This window comes from Rhizobium sp. BK196 (genome assembly GCF_014193255.1).
Lineage (GTDB): Bacteria > Pseudomonadota > Alphaproteobacteria > Rhizobiales > Rhizobiaceae > Rhizobium.
Genome location: NZ_JACHZB010000010.1, coordinates 1 through 20,988, shown reverse-complemented (window position 1 = coordinate 20,988; position 20,988 = coordinate 1). Strand labels below are relative to the sequence as shown.

The 20,988-nt window shown below is 59.7% G+C and carries 23 protein-coding genes and 1 tRNA gene; 12 read left to right on the top strand and 12 right to left on the bottom strand.

Translation table 11 applies throughout. The annotated features are described in order from the left end of the window. Positions 1–5 precede the first annotated feature (5 nt). The 8 genes from FHT78_RS25860 to leuC all read left to right on the top strand — a co-directional run bounded on the left by FHT78_RS25860 (position 6) and on the right by leuC (position 6,315). On the top strand, positions 6–326 hold the full coding sequence (locus FHT78_RS25860) for a chorismate mutase (protein ID WP_037101839.1): 321 nt from the start codon (positions 6–8) through the stop codon (positions 324–326). 48 nt (positions 327–374) lie between these two features. Then, the gene (rpsP, locus tag FHT78_RS25855; protein ID WP_183749418.1) at positions 375–743 is read left to right on the top strand and encodes a 30S ribosomal protein S16; all 369 of its coding nucleotides are present in this window, start codon (positions 375–377) and stop codon (positions 741–743) included. Between the two features lie 126 nt (positions 744–869). After that, positions 870–1,439: a ribosome maturation factor RimM gene (rimM, locus tag FHT78_RS25850; RefSeq protein ID WP_183749417.1), complete on the top strand. Its 570-nt coding sequence runs from the start codon at positions 870–872 to the stop codon at positions 1,437–1,439. A 5-nt stretch (positions 1,440–1,444) separates the two neighbouring features. Then, the gene (gene trmD / locus FHT78_RS25845; protein WP_183749416.1) at positions 1,445–2,146 is read left to right on the top strand and encodes a tRNA (guanosine(37)-N1)-methyltransferase TrmD; all 702 of its coding nucleotides are present in this window, start codon (positions 1,445–1,447) and stop codon (positions 2,144–2,146) included. A gap of 199 nt (positions 2,147–2,345) precedes the next feature. Continuing rightward, positions 2,346–2,882, top strand: a complete 537-nt coding sequence (gene rplS, locus FHT78_RS25840) for a 50S ribosomal protein L19 (RefSeq protein WP_183749415.1) — start codon at positions 2,346–2,348, stop codon at positions 2,880–2,882. A 146-nt stretch (positions 2,883–3,028) separates the two neighbouring features. After that, a complete protein-coding gene (locus tag FHT78_RS25835) occupies positions 3,029–3,826 on the top strand; it encodes a basic amino acid ABC transporter substrate-binding protein (RefSeq protein WP_183749414.1) in 798 nt (265 codons plus the stop codon). A gap of 18 nt (positions 3,827–3,844) precedes the next feature. Further along, on the top strand, positions 3,845–4,663 hold the full coding sequence (locus FHT78_RS25830; RefSeq protein WP_183749413.1) for an amino acid ABC transporter permease: 819 nt from the start codon (positions 3,845–3,847) through the stop codon (positions 4,661–4,663). Between the two features lie 242 nt (positions 4,664–4,905). Then, positions 4,906–6,315: a 3-isopropylmalate dehydratase large subunit gene (gene leuC / locus FHT78_RS25825; RefSeq protein ID WP_183749412.1), complete on the top strand. Its 1,410-nt coding sequence runs from the start codon at positions 4,906–4,908 to the stop codon at positions 6,313–6,315. Positions 6,316–6,398: 83 nt separating this feature from the next. Here the strand turns inward: leuC and FHT78_RS25820 are convergent, their stop codons facing one another. After that, positions 6,399–7,229, bottom strand: coding sequence for an aldo/keto reductase (locus FHT78_RS25820; RefSeq protein ID WP_183749411.1), 831 nt, complete (start codon positions 7,227–7,229; stop codon positions 6,399–6,401). 145 nt (positions 7,230–7,374) lie between these two features. Further along, positions 7,375–7,923, bottom strand: a complete 549-nt coding sequence (locus FHT78_RS25815) for a L,D-transpeptidase (protein WP_183749410.1) — start codon at positions 7,921–7,923, stop codon at positions 7,375–7,377. Positions 7,924–8,061: 138 nt separating this feature from the next. On the opposite strand from FHT78_RS25815, the gene FHT78_RS25810 reads away from it, so the two are divergent. After that, positions 8,062–8,745, top strand: coding sequence for a response regulator transcription factor (locus FHT78_RS25810; RefSeq protein ID WP_183749409.1), 684 nt, complete (start codon positions 8,062–8,064; stop codon positions 8,743–8,745). Between the two features lies 1 nt (position 8,746). After that, entirely contained in the window at positions 8,747–9,202 is a 456-nt protein-coding gene (locus tag FHT78_RS25805; RefSeq protein ID WP_183749408.1) for a cyclic nucleotide-binding domain-containing protein, read from the top strand. Between the two features lie 4 nt (positions 9,203–9,206). Here FHT78_RS25805 and FHT78_RS25800 read toward each other — a convergent pair whose 3' ends face one another. The 6 genes from FHT78_RS25800 to tesB form a co-directional block, all read right to left on the bottom strand. Next, complete coding sequence (locus FHT78_RS25800; RefSeq protein WP_183749407.1) at positions 9,207–10,010, bottom strand: exodeoxyribonuclease III; 804 nt, start codon at positions 10,008–10,010, stop codon at positions 9,207–9,209. A gap of 99 nt (positions 10,011–10,109) precedes the next feature. After that, positions 10,110–10,793 carry an outer membrane lipoprotein carrier protein LolA gene (locus tag FHT78_RS25795; RefSeq protein WP_183749406.1) on the bottom strand — a complete coding sequence of 228 codons (684 nt, stop codon included), beginning with the start codon at positions 10,791–10,793 and terminating at the stop codon, positions 10,110–10,112. Positions 10,794–10,928: 135 nt separating this feature from the next. Continuing rightward, a complete protein-coding gene (locus FHT78_RS25790) occupies positions 10,929–13,604 on the bottom strand; it encodes a DNA translocase FtsK (RefSeq protein ID WP_183749405.1) in 2,676 nt (891 codons plus the stop codon). 238 nt (positions 13,605–13,842) lie between these two features. Continuing rightward, positions 13,843–15,276 carry an ammonium transporter gene (locus FHT78_RS25785; RefSeq protein ID WP_183749404.1) on the bottom strand — a complete coding sequence of 478 codons (1,434 nt, stop codon included), beginning with the start codon at positions 15,274–15,276 and terminating at the stop codon, positions 13,843–13,845. A gap of 28 nt (positions 15,277–15,304) precedes the next feature. Continuing rightward, positions 15,305–15,655 (bottom strand): P-II family nitrogen regulator, encoded by a 351-nt coding sequence (locus FHT78_RS25780; RefSeq protein ID WP_007814595.1) that lies wholly within the window; start codon positions 15,653–15,655, stop codon positions 15,305–15,307. A 213-nt stretch (positions 15,656–15,868) separates the two neighbouring features. Continuing rightward, on the bottom strand, positions 15,869–16,753 hold the full coding sequence (tesB, locus tag FHT78_RS25775; RefSeq protein ID WP_183749403.1) for an acyl-CoA thioesterase II: 885 nt from the start codon (positions 16,751–16,753) through the stop codon (positions 15,869–15,871). A gap of 84 nt (positions 16,754–16,837) precedes the next feature. Here tesB and FHT78_RS25770 point away from each other — a divergent pair, with 84 nt between their 5' ends. Further along, positions 16,838–18,052, top strand: a complete 1,215-nt coding sequence (locus FHT78_RS25770; protein ID WP_183749402.1) for a ubiquinone biosynthesis hydroxylase — start codon at positions 16,838–16,840, stop codon at positions 18,050–18,052. A gap of 8 nt (positions 18,053–18,060) precedes the next feature. Here FHT78_RS25770 and FHT78_RS25765 read toward each other — a convergent pair whose 3' ends face one another. From FHT78_RS25765 to FHT78_RS25750, 4 genes are all read right to left on the bottom strand, one after another. Further along, positions 18,061–18,249, bottom strand: coding sequence for a Trm112 family protein (locus tag FHT78_RS25765; protein ID WP_112545684.1), 189 nt, complete (start codon positions 18,247–18,249; stop codon positions 18,061–18,063). An 8-nt stretch (positions 18,250–18,257) separates the two neighbouring features. Then, complete coding sequence (locus FHT78_RS25760) at positions 18,258–18,929, bottom strand: LON peptidase substrate-binding domain-containing protein (protein WP_183749401.1); 672 nt, start codon at positions 18,927–18,929, stop codon at positions 18,258–18,260. A 102-nt stretch (positions 18,930–19,031) separates the two neighbouring features. Next, positions 19,032–20,003 (bottom strand): thioredoxin, encoded by a 972-nt coding sequence (gene trxA, locus FHT78_RS25755; RefSeq protein ID WP_183749400.1) that lies wholly within the window; start codon positions 20,001–20,003, stop codon positions 19,032–19,034. A 56-nt stretch (positions 20,004–20,059) separates the two neighbouring features. Further along, positions 20,060–20,569, bottom strand: coding sequence for a prolyl-tRNA synthetase associated domain-containing protein (locus FHT78_RS25750; RefSeq protein ID WP_183749399.1), 510 nt, complete (start codon positions 20,567–20,569; stop codon positions 20,060–20,062). Between the two features lie 258 nt (positions 20,570–20,827). Here FHT78_RS25750 and FHT78_RS25745 point away from each other — a divergent pair. Further along, positions 20,828–20,902: transfer RNA gene (locus tag FHT78_RS25745), tRNA-Gly, on the top strand. Positions 20,903–20,988 lie beyond the last annotated feature (86 nt).

Here is a 20,988-nt window from a genome sequence, read left to right as displayed (position 1 = left end):
GCCCCATGATTGATCCAGACGTCAAAGCCCAGCTTTCGAGCTACCGCCAGTCGATCGACAATATCGATGCGGCGCTCGTCCACATTCTGGCCGAACGCTTTCGCTGCACCAAAGAGGTCGGCGTGCTGAAGGCCAAGTACAAGTTGCCGCCGGCCGATCCGGCGCGCGAGGAATACCAGATCGCTCGTCTTCGTCAGCTTGCCGAAGATGCGCACCTGGACCCGGATTTCGCCGAGAAGTTCCTGAACTTCGTCATCAAGGAAGTCATCCGGCATCATGAGCAGATCGCTGCGGACCACGCTGAACAGAGCGCCGCAGCCCGATAACCATACCGCCCCACGAAGCGGTCAAGAAAAGCCTAAGGAGTAAAGAACATGGCACTGAAAATTCGTCTTGCACGCGGTGGTTCCAAGAAGCGCCCGTATTACCACGTCGTTCTCGCCGATGCCCGCAGCCCGCGTGACGGCCGCTTCCTCGAGAATCTCGGTTCCTGGAACCCGATGCTCGCCAAGGGCGACGAGAAGCGCGTTCAGCTGAACGGCGAGCGCATCAAGCACTGGCTCGACCAGGGCGCCCTGCCGACCGACCGCGTCCTGCGCTTCCTCGACGAAGCCGGCATTTCCAAGCGCGAAACCCGCAACAATCCGGAAAAGGCAAAGCCGGGCAAGAAGGCTCAGGAACGCGCTGCCGAGAAGGCCCAGAAGGCTGCCGACGCCGCCGAAGCTGCTGCTTCCGCCGAATAATCGGTTTCGACGCAATCCGGACGGGCGGCATGGCGACATGCCGCCCGTTTTCGTTTCCATTATCGCGCACTTCGTTTATGAGAGGCGTGATCTCAGCTTCTTGCCTGCGTTCGAATGAAGGAACCCATGACCAAGCTTGAAAACCCGGTGCTGATGGCAACCATCGGCGGCGCGCAGGGCATTCGCGGCGAGGTGCGTGTAAAGGCCTATACGGCCGATCCGACCGCGCTCGGTGATTACGGCCATCTGCACAGCATGGATGGACGCGTTTTCGAAGTTCTCGAACTGCGCGAAATGAAGAATATGGTCGTCGTCCGCTTCCGCGGCGTCAACGACCGAAATGCCGCCGAGGCGTTGAACGGCCTGGAACTCTACATCGAACGCGACAACCTGTCGGATGAGGAACTGGAGGACGACGAGTTCTTCTATGCCGATCTGGAAGGGCTCGAAGCCTTCGACGATCAGGGCATCAGTTACGGCACGGTGACCGGAGTCTTCGATTTCGGCGCCGGCGATCTTCTGGAACTCAAAGGCCCCGGCAAGCGTCCGGTGTTGATCCCCTTTTCGGAAGCCTCCGTGCTGGAAATCGACCTTGAAGCCGGCAAACTGCTCATTGATCCGCTTGCGGCCGGTCTCGTCGACAGTCCCGATGACCTGAAGGGGCTCGCCCCCGGCAAGCCTAAGAAAAAGAAGTAGGCGCCATGGCTTTCCGGGCGACCGTGCTGACACTCTACCCGGAAATGTTTCCGGGCCATCTGGATTTTTCGCTCGCTGGCAAGGCGGCGGAGCGTGGACAATGGTCGCTCGATACCGTGCAGATCCGTGATTTTGCGACGGATAAACACCGAACCGTAGATGATACGCCCGCCGGCGGCGGCGCCGGTATGGTGCTGAAACCCGATGTGCTCGCCCGGGCCATCGACAGCGCTTCTGAAAATGACAACCGCCCGCGCCTGCTGATGAGCCCGCGTGGCAAGCCGCTGACGCAGGAGCGTGTGCGGCAGCTTGCGGCCGGTGACGGAGTGATCATCGTCTGCGGCCGTTTCGAAGGCGTCGACCAGCGTGTGATCGAGGCACGCGAACTCGAGGAAGTCTCGATCGGCGATTACGTACTGTCAGGCGGCGAGCCGGCAGCGTTGATCCTGCTCGACGCGATCGTCCGCATCCTGCCGGGCGTCATGGGCAACGACCTCTCCGGTCTGCATGAAAGCTTCGAAGGCGGACTTCTGGAACATCCGCATTATACCCGCCCTCAGGAGTGGGAAGGCCGGGAGATTCCGGCGATCCTCACTTCGGGCAATCATGGCGCCATCGAGAAATGGCGCCATGATCAGGCCGTCTCCCTGACGAAGGAAAGGCGGCCAGACTTGATTGGGGCGCAGAAGCCCGAAAAAGCGGGCTGATTTAACAAATTTGTCGTCCAAGGGATGACAGGTGGAAGTCTTTCGTGTAATGGCCCACGCGGAAATGGGGTTTAACCCCGTCTGCCAGCAAACAAAGAATGGCGAACCCGCTCCCGCCCGCAAGGGCAAACTCCGGAGGCATTGACCGAAGGACAGTGTGAGCGCTCTGGCTGTTTCAGAAGAACCAAAGGTTAAGACGATGAACATCATTCAGCAGCTTGAGGCCGAACAGGCCGCCAAGATCGAAGCCAAGCGCACCCTTCCCGAGTTCTCCCCGGGCGACACCGTCCGCGTCAACGTGAAGGTTACGGAAGGCAACCGTACCCGCGTTCAGGCCTACGAAGGCGTCTGCATCGCCCGCTCCGGCGGCGGCTTGCAGGAGAACTTCACGGTCCGCAAGATCTCCTACGGCGAAGGCGTCGAGCGCGTATTCCCGGTTTACTCCCCGCTGATCGAAAGCGTTGAAGTCGTTCGCCGCGGTAAGGTCCGTCGCGCCAAGCTCTACTACCTGCGCGACCGTCGCGGCAAGTCGGCCCGTATCGTCGAAGATACCGGCGTCCGCGCCCGCAAGCTCAACGATGCCGAGCGTCAGGCCGTTGCCGAGGAAAAGGCACGTATCGAGGCTGAAAAGGTTGCAGCAGCGCAGGCTCTCGCCGCCGAAAAGGCAGCAGCGGAAGCCGCTGAAGCAAAGGCCGCCGCAGAAGCTGCAGCCGCTGCTGAAGGCTCGGCTGAATAAGCACCTCGCGAAAGCGAAATCATTGCAGGGGAAAGGCGGTCTTTGGGCCGCCTTTTCTTTTTTGCGCCGATCGGCGATGCCTGCAGCCTTGCCATATCGGCGTCTTCCATGACAATTCTGCCGTTCAAAGATTGGGGAGCCATATCATGTTCTTTCGCCGCACCGTACTTGCCGGCCTGACCGCCGCAATGCTTTCGCCTCTCGCAGCTCTCGCCGCCGGCCTGCCGGACCTGGGCGGCAAGACCGTCGTCGTGGTGACGGAAAACGCCTATCCGCCGCTGCAGTTCGTCGATCCCAAATCCGGCAAGGCGATCGGCTGGGAATATGATGCTATGAACGAGATCGCCAAGCGGCTGAACTTCAAGGTCGAGTACCAGAACACCAGCTGGGACGCGATGATCCAGGCCGTATCCGATGGCCAGTACAACATCGGCATGACCGGCATCACCATCAAGGATGATCGGAAGCAGAAGGTCGACTTTTCCGACCCTTACATGCGCTCGCAGCAGTTCATGCTGGTTCGTGGCGATGAGAAGCGTTTCGCTGACGCCAAGAGTTTCAATGCCTTCAACGATGGCCTGATCGGCGCCCAGCCCGGCACCTCTCCTTTCTATACCGCTGTCTATGAAATACTCGATGGCAACGAGCAGAACCCGCGCATCAAACTCTTCGAGACCTTCGGCGCAACCGTGCAGGCCCTGAAGACCGGCGATGTCGATCTTGTCCTCACCGACAGCGTCGCTGCCAAGGGTTATGTCGATTCCTCCAATGGCGCGTTGAAGGTCGTCGGCGAACCGCTTGGCACAGAGGATTTCGGCTTCATCTTCCCGAAGGGTTCCGATCTCGTCGCTCCGGTCAATGCCGCCATAGCCGAGCTGAAGGCGGACGGCACCTTTGATGCGCTGAATAAGAAATGGTTCCTCGACTACAAGATGGGCGAGTAACCCCTCGAGCGATCGCAGATGGCATTACCACCATCCCCGCGACACGAGAAGGACGACCGTCCCTGGTGGCTGGTCGTCCTTGTTCTGATCGGCGTCGTTCTCGCCGTCGTCATCATCACCAACGACATCTACGCGCAGGTCTTCCGGACCGTCGTGAATGGTGCCGGCATTACCGTGTTCGTGACACTCGTCGCCTTTGTGCTGGCGACAGTGCTGGGTCTCGGCATCGCCCTGCTCGGCCTTTCCGACAGCATCGTGCTGCGACAGGTCGCCCGTTTCTACATCGAGATCATCCGGGGCATTCCGATCCTCGTGCTGCTCTTCTATATCGCCTTCGTCGGCGCGCCGGGCGTTGTTGCAGCCTATAATTTCCTGATCACACCCCTCGTGAAGGCCGGTATTGCCGAGCCGATCCTCGTGCGGGACCTGTCGCTGATGTGGCGCGCCATCATCGCCCTGATGATCGGCTATTCCTCCTTCATCGCCGAAATCTTCCGCGCCGGTTTCCAGTCAGTCGATATCGGCCAGATCGAGGCGGCCAAGTCGCTCGGCCTGTCGCGCTACCGCCGTTTCCGGCTCGTCGTCTTCCCGCAGGCGATCCGGGTCATCTTCCCGCCGCTCTCGAATGACTTCGTCTCCATGGTGAAGGATTCTTCCCTCGTCTCCGTCCTCGGCGTGGCCGACATCACGCAAATGGGCAAGGTTTACGCGTCCGGCTCCTTCCGCTTCTTCGAGACCTATTCGATCGTCACCTATATCTACCTGATTCTGACGATCGGCCTGTCGCTGGCGCTGCGGCGGATCGAGAAGAAGATGAAGCAGATGCCGCGGCGTTAGAGCTTCATGATTCGAATTGCCGTTTCGATCAAAAATCGCTATATCCAGCGCCATGGAATCCAAGTTCAGATGCACTGGCGCGCATATTTTCGTGCTGCAGGATCATTATCGCCTGCCAGCGCGGTTCTTCGCATGCGTCTCCGGTGCGCTCAACAGCCGACTTCGTTGACCGAATGACGGCCGGCGGAGCCTGATCCGCTATTTTCCCATTTTCCAAAGCTTCCAAAAACGGACTTACCGCCATGAGCGCACCGCGTACCCTCTACGACAAGATCTGGGACGACCACCTGGTCGACGAACAGGCAGACGGCACCTGTCTTCTCTATATCGACCGTCACCTGGTCCATGAAGTCACCTCGCCGCAGGCTTTCGAAGGCCTGCGCATGTCCGGCCGCAAAGTTCGCGCGCCGGAAAAAACGCTTGCCGTCGTCGACCACAACGTTCCGACCTCCGCTGACCGCCATCTTGGCATCAAGAACGAAGAAAGCCGCATCCAGGTCGAGCAGCTCGCCAAGAATGCCGCTGAGTTCAACGTCGAATATTATTCCGAGAACGACAAGCGTCAGGGCATCGTCCACATCATCGGGCCGGAACAGGGCTTCACCCTGCCCGGCATGACGATCGTTTGCGGCGACAGCCACACCTCCACACACGGCGCCTTCGGCTCGCTCGCCCACGGTATCGGCACTTCTGAGGTCGAGCACGTTCTCGCGACCCAGACGCTGATCCAGAAGAAGGCGAAGAACATGCTGGTGCAGGTCGACGGCCAGCTGCCGTCAGGCGTCACTGCCAAGGACATCGTTCTCGCCATCATCGGCGAGATCGGCACCGCCGGCGGTACCGGCTACGTCATCGAATATGCCGGTGAAGCCATTCGCTCGCTGTCGATGGAAGGCCGCATGACGATCTGTAACATGTCCATCGAAGGCGGTGCTCGCGCCGGTCTGATTGCGCCCGACGAGATCACGTTTGAATATATCAAGGGTAAGCCGCGCGCGCCGAAGGGCGAAGCGCTGGAACAGGCGATCGCCTACTGGAAGACGCTGAAATCCGACGAGGGCGCTCATTTCGACCGTATCGTCAAGCTGAACGCGGCCGAACTGCCGCCGATCGTCTCATGGGGTTCCTCGCCGGAAGACGTCGTCTCCGTTCAGGGTATCGTACCGAACCCGGATGAGATCCAGGACGAGACGAAGCGTGCCTCCAAGTGGCGTGCGCTCGACTATATGGGCCTGAAGCCTGGCACGAAGATGACCGACATTTCTGTCGATCGCGTTTTCATCGGCTCCTGCACCAACGGCCGTATCGAAGACCTGCGCGCCGCTGCCAAGGTCGTCGAGGGCAAGACCGTTGCCTCCTCTGTCAACGCCATGATCGTTCCAGGCTCCGGCCTCGTGAAGGAACAGGCGGAAGCTGAAGGCCTCGACAAGATCTTCAAGGCTGCCGGCTTCGACTGGCGCGAGCCGGGTTGCTCCATGTGCCTTGCCATGAACGACGACCGCCTGAAGCCGGGCGAGCGTTGCGCCTCGACCTCGAACCGCAACTTCGAGGGACGTCAGGGCTTCAAGGGCCGCACCCATCTCGTCTCGCCGGCCATGGCGGCCGCAGCCGCGATTGCCGGTCACTTCGTCGATATCCGCGAGTGGAACTGATCTTTCTCGGACATCCGAGATGATAAAAGCCCGGCGCGCGAGCGTTGGGCTTTTTAGTTGGGCAAATGCTGAGAAGACGGCGCTTAGAACGTCGCCGTGTACGGATCAGGACCCATGCGAGCGCCGGCGCTGTCAAGCTTGGCGATCTCGGCCATGTCTTCACCATCAAGCTTGAAATCGAAGACGTTGAAATTCTCCTCGATGCGCGAGGGCGTCACCGACTTCGGAATGACGACGAGGCCGGTATCGATGTGCCAGCGAATGATCACCTGCGCTGGCGTCTTGCCGTGCTTGGCAGCAATCTGACCGATGACCGGATTGGAAATGAAACGGCCCTGACCGAGCGGGCTCCAGGATTCCGTGACGATGTTCAGCTTCTTATGCGCTTCCTGCGCCGCCTTCTGCTGAAAATCCGGATGCAACTCGATCTGGTTGATGACAGGAACCACACCCGTGTCGCCGACGATATGGTCGAGATGGTCCGGATAGAAATTCGACACGCCGATGGAGCGCGCGCGCCCTTCTTCGCGCAGACGCACGAAAGCTTTCCAGGTTTCACGATAGAGACCGCGATGCGGCGACGGCCAGTGGATGAGGTAAAGATCGATATAGTCACTGCCGAGCTTCTTCAGGCTGACCTCGAAGGCCCGCAATGCATTATCATAGCCCTGGTCGGTGTTGCGTAGTTTCGTGGTGACGAAGATATCCTTACGGTCGATGCCAGAGGAACGTATGCCGTCACCGACGCCCTCTTCATTGTCATAGCCCGACGCCGTGTCGATATGGCGATAGCCGGCGGCAAGTGCGGTGCGCACGGTCGGAGCTGCGATATCCTGCGGCGTCTGCCAGACGCCGAGACCCACCTGGGGAATGGAATGTCCGTCATGGAAAGTGATGATGGGCTGAGTGGTCACAGTATATCTCCGGAAGTTCAGGGGATTTGCCAAAGACGCGAATTGAACGGGGGATGAATTGAAGCCGCCAGGCGGGTTTTCCCCGGGACGCCTTGCCCCGCATCCAGGTCGAAAAACCATATAGGACACGTGGTCAGCAATACAATCAGGTAACTTGAACGATCGTTCCCTTTCTGAGGAAGGGCAGGATGCGGCGCATATCGCGGGCACTGATCGCGACACAGCCGGCGGTCGGTTCGTATCCCGGTCGAGCAAGATGGAAGAAGATCGCTGAGCCGCGATTGCGTGCCCGGGACGTCACGTTCCAGTCGAGCACCAGGCAGATATCGTAGAGCCCGTCCTTACGCTTCATCTCCTCATGGCTTGGCTTGAACGGCGCCTTCACCAACCTGTTATAGTTTGGATCATCCGGTTGATCGCACCACATCATATCGGTGCGGATGCGCTTGATAAGCAGTTCCGAAGCGAGACGGCCGTTTCGCTCGCCGCGCCGGAAACCATAAAGCAGCCGCATGGCCGCAATCGGCGTAGCCCCGTCGCCTTCACGCTTGATCACGGTCCGGCCGTTGCGGCCAATGGCGGCGGGCAAGGTCAGGGGGCCAAAACGGATGATAGCCCTGCTCTTTTTGCCCGGCGCGGCACGCACAACGAGCGTCGGAAGCCTGCCATTCCCCTCTCGCCTTGCTTTTTCCATTTTTCTCGCATGTTCTTGAATTGCCTTGGGCTTCGATTGAAACCATATGAAACCCCGAGCGGCAACAGCAGACCGCCAATCCTTGCCAAATGTGGAATTTGGCGTAGGAGTATCTGACAAACGCAAGGACGCACCCGCATGACCGCACGCACCATTCTTCTGGTGGATGACGACGACGACCTTCGCCAGACGCTGACGGAGCAGTTGTCGTTGTATGAGGAATTCACGGTTCTGCAGGAAGCGACTGCGGCTAAGGGCGTCCAGTCCGCCCGCTCCAATCCGGTCGACCTGCTGATCATGGACGTCGGCCTGCCGGATATGGATGGCCGCGAGGCGGTAAAGCTGTTGCGCAAGGGTGGCTTCAAGGCGCCGATCATCATGCTGACCGGTCATGACACGGATTCGGACACGATCCTCGGCCTTGAGGCCGGCGCTAACGACTACGTGACAAAGCCTTTCCGCTTCGCCGTGCTCTTGGCTCGCATCCGCGTGCAGCTTCGCCAGCACGAGCAGAGCGAAGATGCCACTTTTACCGTCGGCCCCTATCTCTTCAAGCCGAGCCAGAAGCTGCTGACCACTGACAACGGCCAGAAGATCCGCCTTACCGAAAAGGAAGCGGCGATCATCCGCTATCTTTACCGCGCCGAACAGAAGGTCGTGACTCGCGACGTACTGCTGGAAGAGGTCTGGGGTTACAATTCCGGCGTGACCACTCACACGCTGGAAACACACGTTTACCGCCTGCGCCAGAAGATCGAGCGGGATCCGTCCAACGCCGAGATTCTCGTGACGGAGAACGGCGGCTACAAGATTATTCCGTAGAATGTCTCTTTCCGACGATATTCATCTGCTGTCGCAGCTTCCGCTCTTCAAGGACATGAACGACGACCAATTGCGCCTGATTGCCTTTGGCGCCGACCGTCGCGTGATTGCGGCCGGGCAGATCTTGTTCCGTCAGGGCTCGCCTGCTGAGAGCGCCTATGTAATCACCAGCGGCAGCCTCGAACTCAGCGTGACAGGCTCAGATGGCATCGGGCAGACTCAAGCCATTGCCGAATCCGGATCGCTGATATCGGAACTCGCATTGGTGACACAGGTGGAGCGTAAATTCACGGCGGTTGCGCGCGAGGATACCGGCATCCTCCGCATCACGCGAACCCTGTTCCATCGGCTGATCGAGGAATTTCCCTCGGCAGCGCGTATCATCGAAAATCGCATCCGCGACAACATCGCCGAACTGGCGGCGCAGGCTGCGAGTCAGTTTCACCGCTTCAACTGAACCTTCAGAAATTGAAATGTGCGGTTACGGGCACGTGGTCGGACGGCCGGTCCCAGCCACGCGCCTCCTTCAGCACCTCGATACGCTGCAGATGCGGACCAAGATCGGGCGACGACCAGATATGGTCGAGGCGCCGGCCCTTGTCGGCAGCTTCCCAATCCTTCGCCCGGTAGCTCCACCACGTATAGAGCTTCTCATTGGCGGGTACATGCTGACGCATGAGATCGTGCCAGCCGCCGCGCTTCATCACCTCGATAAGTCCGTCGGTTTCGACCGGCGTATGGCTGACGATCTTTAAAAGCTGCTTATGCGACCAGACATCATGCTCCAGCGGCGCGATATTGAGATCGCCGACGAGGATGGCTGAGGTGTCACGCTCGGCGCTCGCCTTGAGGCTCTTCATCTCCTCGATGAAATCGAGCTTGTGGCCGAATTTTGGATTGATCGTGCGGTCCGGCTCGTCACCGCCGGCAGGAACGTAGAAATTATGCAGGCGGATGCGCCGGTTGCCGCGCTCGAAGACCGCCGAAATGTGGCGTGCGTCGCCGACATTGCAGTAGTCCTGCCGGTGATCCTCAGTCAGCGGCACGCGGGATGCGATGGCAACCCCGTGATAGCCCTTCTGGCCGTGGATGATGATGTGCTCGTAGCCCATGGCGCGCAGCGGTGCCAGCGGGAAGAGGTCGTTCGGAACTTTGGTTTCCTGCAGGCAGAGGATATCCGGCCTGTGTTTCAACACGAGCTGCTCGACGATCGGCATGCGCAGCCGCACCGAATTGATATTCCAGGTGGTGATGGAGAAGCTCATGCCATGCCCTTTCAGATCCCTCTGAAAAGGCTTTAGAGCAAAGGCGTCAGCGAGAAAACCGGCCGCGGGCAAAAGCGGCCGGCGATCAACCGAAAAGCATCAGTCGCGGTTTGCCGACGTGCCCTTGATATCCTCGTAGGGCACACGGAAGACGCGCTCGTCGAAGGCAACGCCGGTCTTCACGTTGAAGATCATGACCGACGTGTCCTTGCCCTGATTGTCGGTGATCGTCCACTGGCGCAGATCATAAGTCTTCGGGTCGAACATCATTGTGATGGTCGAATTGCCGAACACCGTATTGTTGCCGAGCGAGATCGTTGTCAGATCGGACTCTTGCTTCACGCCCTTCACCATGCCGGCGGAAAGGTCGATACGCGGCGCAAGCAGCAGGCTGAGCGGCGTCTTGGAAAGCGGATAGAGATCCCAGGTCTTCAGCTTCACATTGCCGATCGCGACGTTTCTCCCGTCGGCAATGACGCGCATCGGCGACGGATCGTCATAGTTGAAGCGCAGCTTGCCAGGACGTTCGATGAAAAACTTGCCCCCGGTCTGTTCGCCACGGGGGCCAAACTGCACGAACTCGCCCTGCATGGTGGCGACGCCGGAGAAATGATCGGCAATCGCCTGTGCCGTAGCGTTGTTGCCAGCGGGCGCTGCCGCCTGTGCGACCTGAGCGAGAGCGGGAAACGGAACGGCGCTTGCAGCGGCCGCAGCGGCAAAGACACCGAGGACGGTGCGACGGCTTACCGGCAGGCCGGAAAAGATGGATGCGGAGTTGGTCATGTGAACCTCCTGTATGCGATCTGCATGCCGCTGAAAGGCGGCGTCTTCAAGGCGCCGCTATCGCCCGGTGAAAGGTAACGGATTACATGCCCCGAGGTTTCCATTGGTTGGGCCGCGCCATCAAATTTTCCTTGCTTAACGGTCGAGGATATCCCCGTCCGTCGGCACGAGAATTTCCCGTTTGCCGGCGTGGTTAGCCGGGCCGATGATGCCCTCCTGCTCCATGCGCTCGATCAGCGAAGCAGCACGGTTGTAGCCGATTCCGAGCCTGCGCTGGACATAAGAGGTCGATGCCTTGCCGTCTCGCAGAACGATGGCGACTGCCTGATCATAGGGATCCTCTGAATCGGCGAGATTTGCCGTGCCAGCCGGACCGCCACCATAATCACCATCCTCGTCGTCATCGGCAGTGATGGCATCGAGATATTGCGGCGAGCCCTGCGTCTTGAGATAGGAGACGATCTCTTCGACCTCAACGTCGGAAACGAAGGGGCCGTGGACGCGCTGAATGCGGCCGCCACCGGCCATATAAAGCATGTCGCCCATGCCGAGCAGTTGTTCAGCACCCTGCTCGCCGAGGATCGTGCGGCTGTCGATCTTGGACGTAACCTGGAAGGAAATGCGCGTCGGGAAATTCGCCTTGATCGTGCCGGTGATAACGTCGACCGATGGACGCTGCGTTGCCATGATGACATGGATGCCGGCCGCACGCGCCATCTGTGCGAGACGCTGCACGGCGCCTTCGATGTCCTTGCCGGCGACCATCATCAGGTCGGCCATTTCGTCGATGATGACGACGATGTAAGGCATCGGCTGAAGATCGAATTCCTCGGTTTCGTAGACCGCTTCGCCCGTCTGCCGATCGAAGCCGGTCTGCACCGTGCGCGAGATCGTATCTCCCTTGGCAAGTGCCTGCTCGACGCGCGTATTGAAGCCGTCGATGTTGCGAACGCCGATCTTCGACATCTTCTTGTAGCGCTCTTCCATCTCGCGGACGGTCCATTTAAGCGCGACGACGGCCTTCTTCGGATCGGTGACGACAGGGGAGAGAAGATGCGGAATGCCATCATAGACGGAGAGTTCGAGCATCTTCGGATCGATCATGATCAAACGGCACTGCTCCGGCGTCATGCGGTAGAGCAGCGACAGGATCATGGTGTTGATGGCAACGGACTTACCCGAACCGGTGGTACCCGCGACGAGCAGATGCGGCATCTTCGCAAGATCGGCGATCACAGCCTCACCGCCGATCGTCTTGCCGAGTGCCATGGCAAGCTTCGCCTTGGAGCTTTCGAAATCACGTGAGGCGATGAGTTCGCGCAGATAGACGGTTTCGCGCGTCTGGTTTGGTAGCTCGATGCCGATCGCATTGCGGCCCGGCACGACGGCGACGCGGGCGGCAATCGCGCTCATCGAGCGGGCGATGTCGTCGGCAAGACCGATGACGCGGGATGACTTGATGCCGGGTGCCGGCTCCAGTTCATAGAGTGTGACGACAGGACCAGGGCGGACATGGATGATCTCGCCCTTGACGCCGAAATCCTCCAGCACGCCTTCCAGCATGCGGGCATTCTGCTCCAGCGCATCTGCCGAAAGCGTGGAATCGCGCACCACGTTCTTCGGTTCCGCAAGCAGATGCATGGAGGGAAGCTGGAAACCTTCCGGCCGGATGAACGAACCTTGCGCCTCGCGTTCGACGCGGGCGCCGGGCTTCGGACGAGCTGAAGCAGGAACGACGCGCGGCTCGGGTTTACCGGCCAATTTTGCTGGAGCGCGGATCATCCAGTCGTCATCATCGTCATCGGGTAGGATATCGGCCGGACGCGGCGGCATGTCCGTATCAAACGGCGGCTCGTCGTCCTCGTCCTCATCATCGTTGAGCGAGATGGAAGGCGCCGAAACGACCCGACGGCTCGATGGGCCACGCGGCTCCATGGAAGGATCCATGCGCTCGCCACGCGCTGCGGGCTTGGCGCGCACCGGCTCGTTCAGCGTACCGAATTCGTCATCGTTGAAGTCATAGGGCGATTCGAAATCGCTCTGACGGCGCTTGCGCGGCCCCATGCCGAAAAGCCGCCGGAAACGCGCCTGGTTCATATACCAGGCGTGTGTCATGGCGCCGCTAAAGGCCATCCAGCGGGACCCATCGTCCTCATCGTCCTCATCGCCGACGACACGCACCTTGCTGCGCGTATCGGCATAATCCTCTTCTTCGTTTTCCTCCTCATCGAGCTCGCTACGGCCGACAATGCCGGCTGCAAAGAGCATCATCCATGCGGTCGGGACGGCGAAGATGCAGCCGACGGCGGTCGCGAAAACACCAGTCGGATAGGCGCCGACAAAGAGTGCGGGAAAACGCAGGATCATGTCGCCGATAACACCGCCGATACCGTTCGGGATCGGCCACGTGAGCGGTGGCGGGAAACAGCCGATGACGGCGGAGGAGAGTATGGTGCCCACGAGCCAGGCGCCGGCGCGCGCCGGAATACGGCTGATGCGACGGCCGGAAATCAAGGCCAGCGCCCAGGCGACGATCGGCAGCATCGAAACGACGCTTGCGAGCCCCAGGAACTGCATGGCGACGTCAGCAAAGGCAGCACCGCTATAACCGAGTATGTTGGTCGGCAGGTTACCAGTGGCGTAGGAATAGCTGGGATCGGTGACGTTCCATGTCGCAAGCGCCGCAACCGCGAGCGCCAAGAGCAGGAAGACCGCAAAGCCGGTAAGAGCCTGGATCTGCCGCAGCATGAATGCCGAGAAGGAGAACCGGTCAGGACGGCCGTCCATCGCCGGCGACGTGCTTCTTGCCATATGTCAAACCCGTCCAATGCCTGGGGGCACGCGAATCGCCAATGCTTCGCCGCGCCAAATGCGTCCGCTCTACCTAATCAAAGTAGGGTTAAAGCGATGTTAACCATGCATATGCCGGATCGCTAAAAAGAAAAGGGCCCGAACCTTGTGAGGTCCGGGCCAAGAGCGGCTTATGGTTAGATAGGCCGCGACGGGCCGTTCAGCGGCGCCCTTGTGCAAGGCGCCGCAAACCCTGTGATTAGGCGTGGTAGGCCGCTTCGCCGTGCGTTGCGAGGTCGAGACCTTCGCGCTCGGCTTCGACCGAAACGCGCAGGCCGATGATGACATCGACGATCTTGTAGAGGATTGCGGAGCCGATACCCGACCACAGGAGTGTCGTGAGCACGCCCTTGGCCTGGGCCAGGACCTGCGTTGCTGTGCCGGCATAGGAGGCAGCGAAATCGGCCGTCGAGTAGTCGACGATACCGGCGCCGCCGAGGGCCGGGTTGACGAGGATACCGGTGCCGATGGCGCCGAAGATACCGCCAACGCAATGGACGCCGAAGACATCGAGCGAGTCGTCATAATTGAACTTGTTCTTCACGACGTCGACGAAGAAGTAGCAGACTGGCGAGACGAGGAGACCGAGAACGATCGAACCCATCGGGCCGGCGAAACCGGCTGCCGGAGTGACGGCGACGAGACCGGCAACGGCACCAGAAGCAGCACCGAGCATGGAAGCCTTGCCGCGAGCGAAGCTTTCCACGATGCACCAGGAAACAGCAGCAGCAGCCGTTGCAACGAAGGTGTTGATCATGGCGAGCGATGCATAGCCGTTGGCTTCGAGGTTGGAGCCGGCGTTGAAGCCGAACCAGCCGACCCACAGGAGCGAGGCACCAACCATGGTCAGCGTCATGGAGTGCGGAGCCATGATTTCCTTCTTATAGCCCGTGCGCTTGCCGAGCATGATGGCGCCGATCAGGCCGGCGATACCGGCATTGATGTGAACGACCGTGCCGCCAGCGAAGTCGATCGCGCCATAGGAGAAGATCAGGCCTGCCGGAGACGTGTAGGAGCTCGGACCGCCCCAGAACCAGACCATGTGCGCCATCGGGAAGTAGACGAAGGTGACCCACAGCACGACGAAGAGCATGACGGCCGAGAACTTGATACGCTCGGCGAACGCGCCGACGATCAGGGCCGGCGTGATGCAGGCGAAGGTCATCTGGAAGCAGATGAAGGTGAGTTCCGGAATGGCTACACCCTTCGTGAAGGTTTCAGCCAGCGAAGACGGTGTGACGCCGGCGAGGAAAGCCTTGGAGAAGCCACCGACGAAGCTGTTCAACGAGCCGCCATCGGTGAAGGCGAGCGAATAGCCGTATGTGACCCAGATGATCATGACGACAGCCGTGATCATGAAGACCTGCATCAGAACCGACAGCATGTTCTTGGCGCGGACGAGACCACCGTAGAACAGCGCAAGGCCCGGGATGGTCATCAGCAGAACGAGCACCGTGGAGACGAGCATCCACGTATTGTCGCCCTTATCCATCGTCATGGCCGGAGCAGCAGCGGCTGCAGCATCGGCGGCGGCCGGGGCGGCTTCCTGCGCGAAAGCGACGACCGGCGCCAGGAGGGCGGCCGAAAGGGCGCCTATCCGTGCGATGTTAGAGGAAAACTTCGAAATTGACATTGGAAATGGCTCCTTGATCTGCCGTTCTTTACAGCGCTTCTGAATCAGTCTCGCCCGTACGGATGCGCACGGCATGGTCGATCGAGTAGACGAAGATTTTGCCGTCACCGATCTGGCCGGTCTTGGCAGATGCTGCGATGGCTTCGACCGCCTTGTCGACGATCTCGGATGCGACCGCGATTTCGATCTTGAGCTTCGGCAGGAAGCTGACCGCATATTCAGTGCCGCGATAGATTTCAGTGTGCCCCTTCTGACGACCGTAGCCCTTTACTTCGGTCACAGTCAGGCCCTGAATGCCGATCGCCGTGAGGGCTTCGCGGACCTCATCGAGCTTGAACGGCTTGATAATGGCCATCACAATTTTCATCTGGTTTCCCATCCTTCGTTATCCTCGGCGCGGAGCCGACTCTCCTTGCCGCTGACGGTTTCCTGACCAGCGACCGGCGATAGACATTCAAAGGACGTGCCAGATTCGTGCCAACTCTATAAGTTATTGAAATATAATGACTATAATTGAAGGCGCCAATAAACAGGCAAATGATTGGTCAATAAGCGCACAAATAACGCGCAAATTTATAAATATGCACATTATTTATTCATTTGCCTTTTTCCGAATCAACCCCTCCTGCGCCACCGACGCGATCAGGATACCGGATCGACTAAACAGGCTACCGCGGGTCAATCCCCGGGCGCCTGAAGCCGACGGACTGTCCTGCGTATAGAGCAGCCAGTCGTCGAGCTTGTCGGAACGATGGAACCACATGGAGTGGTCGAGGCTTGCAACCTGCAGGTTCTGGTCGAAAATGGATGTTCCGTGGGCATGCAGCGATGCATCGAGCAGCGTCATGTCCGAGAGATAGGCAAGCACGGCGGCCTGATAAAGCCTGCTGTCCGGCACAGGACCGGCAGCACGAACCCAGACATCCTGCCGAGGTTCGAGCTTCTCACTCGTAAAATAGTGCTTGAGCGAGACCGGGCGGATCTCGATCGGCCGTTCGCGTTCCCAATATTTGCGCACCGCCTCCGGAGCATGGGCGAGATACTGCTCCTTGATCTGCTGTTCGCCGAGCAGCGTTTCCGGCATCGGCACGGGCGGCATGGGGACCTGATGGTCGAAGCCCGGCTCCTCGACCTGGAACGAGGCCGAGAGCGCTAAGATCGCCTTGCCGTGCTGGATCGCGACGGCCCGGCGTGTGTTGAAGCTCGATCCGTCTCGAATGCGCTCGACCTGATAGATGATTGGCACCGAGGGGTCGCCGGGGCGCATGAAATAGGCGTGCAGGGAGTGAATGAAGCGATCGTCCGTCACCGTGCGCTGCGCCGCCATCAACGCCTGAGCAATCACCTGCCCGCCGAATACGCGCTGCCAACCGGCCCGCGGACTGCGGCCGCGAAAGATATCGACCTCGATCGGCTCGATATCGAGCGTCGAAATCAATGTTTCCATGGCGGTCGGCTTATCCGTTTGTTCCGTCATTTGTTCAGCTCCCGGCGGTAGGAAGTGGTAATCTGATGCTCTATATAGATCGCATCTGATCATAGAAAGTAACAGGAGCGGACGATGCTGGACATGCTGATTGCAGGAGGAGGTTATGTCGGCCTGTCCGTGGCCGTGGCGGTCAAACAGGCTGCCCCGCATCTCAATATCGCCGTCGTCGAGGCAGCACCCGAGCAGGCCTGGAAAAAGGATATGCGCGCTTCCGCCATTATCGCGGCTGCGACGAAGATGCTCGAAGTCTTCGGCATCTGGGATGAGATCGAGCCGGAGGCCCAGCCGATCACCAAGATGATCGTGACCGATTCCAAGATGTCCGATCCTGTTCGCCCGATCTTCCTGACCTTCGACGGCGAAGTTGCCGATGGCCGGCCCTTTGCCCACATGATCCCGAATGTTGCTATGGTCGGCGCGCTGCGCGGCGCCTGCGAGCGGCTCGGTATCGATATCCGCCATGGCCTGAGCGCCGCTGGCCTGAAGACGGATGATACCTATATCGAAGTCAGCCTGTCCGACGGCAGCACGCTGCAATCGCGCCTGCTGGTTGCCTGCGATGGCGTGCGCTCCAGACTTCGCGATTTCGCCGGCATCAAGACTGTCACCTGGGATTACGGTCAGTCCGGCATCGTGACGACCGTCGAGCACGAGCGCCCGCACCACGGCTGCGCCGAAGAACATTTCCTGCCGTCCGGCCCCTTCGCCATCCTGCCGCTGCGCAACAACCGCTCGTCGCTCGTCTGGACCGAGCGGACGAATGACGCCAACCGTCTGGTTGCGGCTGACGATCTGGTTTTCGAGGAGGAACTTGAACGCCGCTTCGGCCACAAACTCGGCGCTCTCAAGCTGGTGGGCGACAAGCGCGCCTTCCCGCTCGGCCTCACACTTGCGCGTTCCTTCGTCGCCCCGCGCTTTGCGCTGGCCGGCGATGCCGCACACGGCATCCATCCGATTTCCGGCCAGGGCCTCAATCTCGGCTTCAAGGATGTGGCGGCACTTGCCGAAACCATCGTCGAGGCCGATCGCCTTGGGCTCGATATCGGCGCCATCAATATTCTGGAGCGCTACCAGAGCTGGCGTCGTTTCGATACCTTCCGCATGGGCGTCACGACAGATGTGCTGAACCGGCTGTTTTCCAACGACATGGCACCGATCCGCATCGCCCGCGATTTCGGCCTCGGCATCGTCGATCGCCTGCCCGGCCTAAAATCCTTCTTTATCGGCCAGGCGGCCGGAACGACCGCCAAGGACAATCCGCGGCTGCTCGCAGGCGAAACAATCTGAATTGCTCTTCAGTCTTCGAGGCTGCGCGCTTCCGAAACGAGCATGATCGGAATGCCGTCCCTGATCGGATAGGCAAGACGCGCCTTTTCCGAGACCAACTCGTTGTGCTCGCGGTCATATGAAAGCCGCCCTTTAGTGAGCGGGCAGACGAGAAGTTCGAGAAGCTTGGGATCGACGCGGCTCAGTTTTTCATCCATCGCGCCCTCTACTGCAATACGGTATCGGAATCGCCGAAAACGCGGGCAAGCACAATTTCGGTGATGGCGATCAGGGTTTCCGCCCTCGTCTTGAGGTCGGGCGCTTCGAGCAGCGCCTGTTTTTCGGCTGGACCGAAAGGCGACATCATCGCGAGCGAATTGACGAGGGTGAGATTGCTCGCCCGCTCCACGCTCTCCCAGTCTGCCTCGAGTTTGTTGGCGTCAAGATAGGCCTTGAAAGCTGTTAGCAACGCGCCGCGGTCGACGGCATCTTCCTCGTTCTCGGCGGAAAGATCGGAAATGAATGGCGCGATGCGAAAGCTGCGGAACGGCTGGCCATGCGATCTTTCTTCCAGCAGCCGGAAACGGCACACACCCGTAAGCGAGACGATATAACGTCCGTCACCGGTTTCGGCATAGGAGGTAATCCGGCCGAGGCAACCGACAGCCGCAAGCTCAGGAGCATGCGTCTTGTCTTCATGCTCGCCGTGCGCCGGCTGCACCATGCCGATCAGACGGTTTCCGCTCAGTGCAGCATCGAACATCGCTAGATAACGCGGCTCGAAGATATTGAGCGGCAACTGTCCGGCAGGCAGGAGAAGTGCACCTGTCAGGGGAAAAACTGCGATCTCATCCGGTAGATCCCCGGGCTTCAGATATCTCGCATTGCCGACTTGCATGAAGACTAGTCCCGCACTCTTTCGGCGGGCGCATCTATGGCGCCCGTCCTCACGACGAATGTGGTGCCCTTGCGTAAAAACGCAAGGGCGGATGCGGCAAACTCAGGAAAAGAGGATCGAGGAAAGCTTGCGGCGAGCCGAAACAGTCGCCGGATCCTTGAAGCCCCAGACCTCGAAGAATTGCAGGAGCTGGCGGCGCGCACCGTCATCATCGAAGGCACGATCCTTGCGCATGATGGTGAGCAGGTGTTCGGCTGCCTCCTCACGCTTGCCCTCGACATTGAGGATCTTGGCGAGCTTCAGGCGGGCTTCGTGATGATCGGGGTTCGATGCCAGCTCACGTTCCAGGGCGACGGGATCGCCGAGCTTGCGGGCTTCTTCGATCTGGTCGAGCTTCTTCAGGATCGCCTGGATGCCGGCATCCTTGGCAAGCTCTTCCGGCAGCTCGCTCAGCATCTGGCGGGCCTCACCGTGCTGATCGGCTGCGATCAAGCATTCAGCCATGCCGGCAAGCGCCTTGGCATTTTCCGGATCGGCCTGCATGATTGCGCCGTAAAGCTGGCCCGCTTCATTGGTATTGCCGGCAGCAAGAAGTTCGCCCGCTTCCGCCAGAACGGCCTCGATCTCGGCAGCCTGGTCGGCGCCGGCGGGACCTGCGAGGCGATCGACAAACTGGCGAACCTGGCTTTCCGGCACAGCACCCATGAAACCGTCAGCCGGACGCCCGTTGACGAAGGCGATGACGGCTGGAATGGACTGGATGCCGAGCTGGCCGGCGATCGAGGGATGATCGTCGATGTTCATCTTGACCAGCTTGACGCGGCCCTGACCTTCATTGACGACCTTTTCCAGAACCGGCGTCAGCTGCTTGCACGGGCCGCACCACGGCGCCCAGAAATCGACCAGAACCGGCTGATTGCGCGACTCCTCGAGAACGTCCTTCGCGAAATTTGCCGTCGTGGTGTCCTTGATATGACTGCCGCCCGCCGCAGGCTGGGATACTGCGCCATAGCTTGCCGTTGCCGACATCTGATTGCCGAAGGAACCGTTGTAAGGATTGTCGCTGCCGCTCATAGGTATCTCCCGCCGCGCCGATCTGCCGGCGTCTCTGATAGCGCTAAAATCGTATGTCAGGACGTCACTTTCAAGACAAGCGGCTTATGCCCGGTCGCTTCCATGAATCGTATCAGATCGGCGCTGGCGATCGAAGTCGTCGCATCGTTAGAAAGCGGATGGCAGTTGATGACGTCATCGCGCATCAGATCCGCATCGAGCACGAAGGTGACATTATTGCCGGTATCGTTGATCGCGCCGAGCGCGGTGACGGCTCCCGGAATGACCCCAAGATATTCCATCAGCTTCTCGGGCCTGCCGAAAGAGACGCGGCCGGAAGCGCCGATGAGAGTATGGACCTGCTTGAGGTCGACGAGGGCATTTTCCTCGACTGTCAGCAGGAAGTAACGATCTTTCTTGTCCTTCACGAACAGGTTCTTGGTATGCCCGCCTGGAATCTCGTCCCGCAACGCTACCGATTCGGCTACTGTGAAGACGGGCGCATGGTCCTTGGTACTGTGGGCGATGCCGATGCCATCGAGAAAGGCGAGAAGATCCTGGCGAGTCTTGGGCTTGTTTTCGGTCATCGTCATTCCATCAGACAAGAGAAAGGCAGATTGGACTGTCTGCTTACGTCCGCCTCGTGCGCTTGGCAATCGTCAGGACCGACGCCTTGCCCTGCATTCGCGGCGTTTCCGAAGCCGGTTTTCCACCGTCGGAACTTTTCTTCGTTTTTCCGTCATTTCCCTGTTGCATTTGAAAATCGTTTGGGCGATATAGCGCCCGTCGCCGCAAGGTGGCACCCACGGTCCGCTACTTACTACCCCGGACCGTTGCGGATTTGAGCGGGTGTAGCTCAGGGGTAGAGCACAACCTTGCCAAGGTTGGGGTCGAGGGTTCGAATCCCTTCGCCCGCTCCAGTTTCTCGATGTCCATACCGAAGACATAGGTAACAGAACGTACCTAAGACATGGGTGACAACCTCGTGCCGAACGGGTTGTCGATG